We start from the raw sequence: 3,126 nt of genomic DNA, 5'->3' as shown, positions 1-3,126 counted from the left end.
CGGTTGAGTTGCGTCTGCATGGTGGGCGCAGCTTGCATTTTGAAAGCACGATCGATCCGGCAGCGTTATCGGTGCTGGTCCGCGCGGTAGAGACTGCATGATTGGCCCCGGCACCGGTGTGCGTGTGTATCTGGCCTGCGGGGTGACGGATATGCGCAAGGGGATCGCGGGATTGGCGGCGCTGACTCAGGATGTTTTGCGGCAAAAGCCGGCCAGTGGTGCGGTGTTTGCGTTTCGGGGTCGTCGTGGTGATCGGATCAAGCTTCTATTCTGGGATGGTCAGGGGTTTTGCCTCTACTACAAAGTGCTTGAGCGGGGCCGCTTTGTGTGGCCAAGCGCTCAGGATGGGTCGGTGCGGCTGACCTCAGCGCAGCTTGCGATGCTGTGGGAGGGGATCGACTGGCGGCGTCCGGATTGGGGTGCTCCGCCTGCACGGGTGGGGTGATATTGTCGCCAAATTTGCGTTGTTTCGTAAGCGCCACGGCGATCCCCTCCTGCCATTTCTGACTTGATCCGGCCATTCTGTGCGCATGGGCGTGAGGGAGGTTTTGGATTTTGGAAGTAGACGGCAAAATGGGCGTCCATTTGGACGGCTCGATGGGCGTTGGGGTTTCCCGGCTTGAAGTGATCGAGGGCCCGAGTGGTCGGCGGCGGCGAACGAAGGCAGAGCGGGCGCGGATCGCGGCGGAGAGCATGATGCCGGGGGTGACGGTCGCCGATGTGGCGCGCAAGCATGGCACAACCCGCTGGCAGATTTACGATTGGCGCAAGCAGATACGCAAAGGCAATCTGATGTTGCCCGAGCGCTTGGCGGCCCTGCCGATCTTCGCGGAACTGGTGGTCGATGACAGCGCGACCGAGGCACCAGTGGCGGTTGCTGGGTCCGATCTCGAGATCGTCGTTGGCGATGTCGTGATCCGGGCGGGTTCTGGTGCTGATGAAGGTCAACTGACGCGGGCGATCCGCGCGGCACGGGCTGCGGCATCGTGATGTTCGGTCATGGCGGTTCGGTGAAGGTCTTTGTGGCGACGCGGCCGGTGGACTTCCGCAAGGGCATCGATGGGCTGGCGCTCGCGGTGCAGGAGATGTTCGGGATGGATCCGTTCTGTGGGGCAGCCTTCGTGTTCCGCGCGAAACGGGCGGATCGGATCAAGCTGCTGCTCTGGGATCAGACCGGCATGGTGCTGGTTCACAAGCGGCTGGAGGGCGGCAAGTTCGTCTGGCCACAGGTGCGCGATGGGGTCATGCGCATGTCCGGCGCGCAGTTTGCTGCCCTTTTTGAAGGCGTGGATTGGCGGTTGGTCAGGCCAGAGCGGGCACGGCGCCCGCTGGTGGCCGGATGACGGGAAACTACGCCGAAAGGCCTGTTTTTACTGGCCTGACAGGACATCTGGTGATTCACTTCCTGCCATGGAAACCGCTGATCTTGCGCGCGAAAATGCCCTGCTGAAAGCCCGCCTCGCCGAGGTCGAGGCGACGCTGGCCGAGACGCAAGAGGCCAATCGGCGGCTGCAGGATATCCTGCACGCGGCGCAGCGCGAGAAATTCGGCAAGCGCTCCGAGAAGCTGTCGCCCGACCAGTTCAACCTGCCTCTGGAAGATGCTGAATTTGCCCAAGGCGTGCTCGAGGCGGCACAGGAAAAGGCCGAAGCGGCGATGCAGCGGGCGCGCGGCGAGGAGCCGCGCAAGCCCAAGCGCAACCGTGGCCATCTGCCACCGCATCTGCCGCGCGTCGAACGCGTGATCGAGCCTGCCAGCACGCTCTGCCCCTGCGGTTGTGGCGAGATGGCCAGGATCGGTGAGGATGTCTCCGAACGGCTGGACGTGATCCCCGCGCAGTTCCGGGTGCTGGTCACGCGGCGCCCCAAATACGCCTGCCGCCGCTGCGCGCAGGCCGTGGCGCAAGCGCATGCGCCTGAACATGTCGTGCCTGGTGGGCTGCCCACCGAGCTGTTCATCGCCTGGATTATCGTCTCGAAGTTCGGTGACCACCTGCCGTTTTATCGGCAGGCCGAGATCTTCAAGCGGCAAGGGATCGATCTGGACCGCGGCACGCTCGGCAACTGGGTTGGGCGGGCCTGTTTCCACCTGATGCCGGTCATCAACCACATGCGTGCCCATCTGCGTGGCGCCGACCGTATCTTCGTGGATGAAACTCGCGCGCCAGTGTTGGAACCGGGCCTGAAACGCACCAAGAGCGGCTTCTTCTGGGCCGTCGTGTCCGATGATCGCGGCCATGGCGGTGCCGGCCCACCCATCGTGCTGTTCCACTACGCCCCCGGCCGGGGCAAGGCGCATCCACTGAACTTCCTCGCCGGATACCGTGGTCGGTTCCTGCAGTGCGATGCCTACCAGTCCTACAACGCGATGACCGAAATCGCGCGCAACAATGGCCCGTGGCAACTGGTCTATTGCTGGACGCATGTCCGCCGCCGCTTCGTGAAACGCTTCGAGAGCGACGGCTCGCCCATCGCCGAGGAAATGCTGCGCCAGATCGCGCTGCTTTATCAGATCGAGAAATCCGTCCGCGGCAAGGAGGAGGCTGCGCGCCTCGCCGCCCGGCGTGAACATGCGGTCCCGATCATCGCGGCGCTGAAACCCTGGCTTGAAGCCCAGCTCTCGCGCATACCGCAGAAATCCCAGCTCGCCGAAGACATTCGCTACACCTTGGCGCACTGGCCCGGCCTGATCCGCTTCCTCGTGGACGGCACGCTTGAGCTCGACACCAACCCGGTCGAGAACCAGATCCGACCGATCGCCCTGACGAGAAAAAATGCGCTGTTCGCCGGGAACGAAATCGGTGCGGAAAACTGGGCCATGCTCGCCTCGCTCGTCGCCACCTGCAAGATGTCCGACGTGAACCCGGTCGACTATCTCGCCACCACCCTCCGCGCCATCCTCGATGGCCACCCGCAAAGCGGTATCGAAGACCTGATGCCATGGCGATTCAATCAGCCGTCAAGCCTCGCCGCATAGGGTGAGGCCGTCGCGCTTACGTCTTGGCGCCTACCGCTCCGATCCAAGCCCGCACCTTTTTGGCGATAAATTCCGCGCCATAGCACGTCGGGAAGAAGGGCTGCTGGTAGGTTATGGCCGCCTGCGCAGCCTCTAAATTGCGCAGCGGGT

4 protein-coding genes are annotated in these 3,126 nt (G+C 63.5%); all 4 read left to right on the top strand.

From position 1 onward, the window contains the following. Window positions 1-97: 97 nt before the first annotated feature. The gene (gene tnpB, locus WBB85_RS11685; RefSeq protein ID WP_274560875.1) at window positions 98-445 is read left to right on the top strand and encodes an IS66 family insertion sequence element accessory protein TnpB; all 348 of its coding nucleotides are present in this window, start codon (window positions 98-100) and stop codon (window positions 443-445) included. 128 nt (window positions 446-573) lie between these two features. After that, on the top strand, window positions 574-990 hold the full coding sequence (tnpA, locus tag WBB85_RS11680) for an IS66-like element accessory protein TnpA (RefSeq protein WP_432638787.1): 417 nt from the start codon (window positions 574-576) through the stop codon (window positions 988-990). Continuing rightward, complete coding sequence (tnpB, locus tag WBB85_RS11675) at window positions 990-1,343, top strand: IS66 family insertion sequence element accessory protein TnpB (RefSeq protein ID WP_432638786.1); 354 nt, start codon at window positions 990-992, stop codon at window positions 1,341-1,343. Before tnpA ends, tnpB (WBB85_RS11675) begins: the two co-directional genes overlap by 1 nt. A 67-nt stretch (window positions 1,344-1,410) precedes the next feature. Further along, a complete protein-coding gene (tnpC, locus tag WBB85_RS11670) occupies window positions 1,411-2,976 on the top strand; it encodes an IS66 family transposase (protein ID WP_432638785.1) in 1,566 nt (521 codons plus the stop codon). The last annotated feature ends 150 nt before the right edge of the window (window positions 2,977-3,126 follow it).

The organism is Albidovulum sp. (assembly GCF_049646345.1).
Lineage (GTDB): Bacteria > Pseudomonadota > Alphaproteobacteria > Rhodobacterales > Rhodobacteraceae > Albidovulum.
Note: the sequence above shows the minus strand (reverse complement) of the source record. Positions and strands in the feature narration are given on the sequence as shown.

Excerpts from the sequence above, each read along its gene's own strand:
- tnpB (WP_274560875.1), top strand. The coding sequence starts at position 98 with ATGATTGGCCCCGGCACCGGTGTGCGTGTGTATCTGGCCTGCGGGGTG.
- tnpA (WP_432638787.1), top strand. The coding sequence starts at position 574 with ATGGGCGTCCATTTGGACGGCTCGATGGGCGTTGGGGTTTCCCGGCTT.
- tnpB (WP_432638786.1), top strand. The coding sequence starts at position 990 with ATGTTCGGTCATGGCGGTTCGGTGAAGGTCTTTGTGGCGACGCGGCCG.
- tnpC (WP_432638785.1), top strand. The coding sequence starts at position 1,411 with ATGGAAACCGCTGATCTTGCGCGCGAAAATGCCCTGCTGAAAGCCCGC.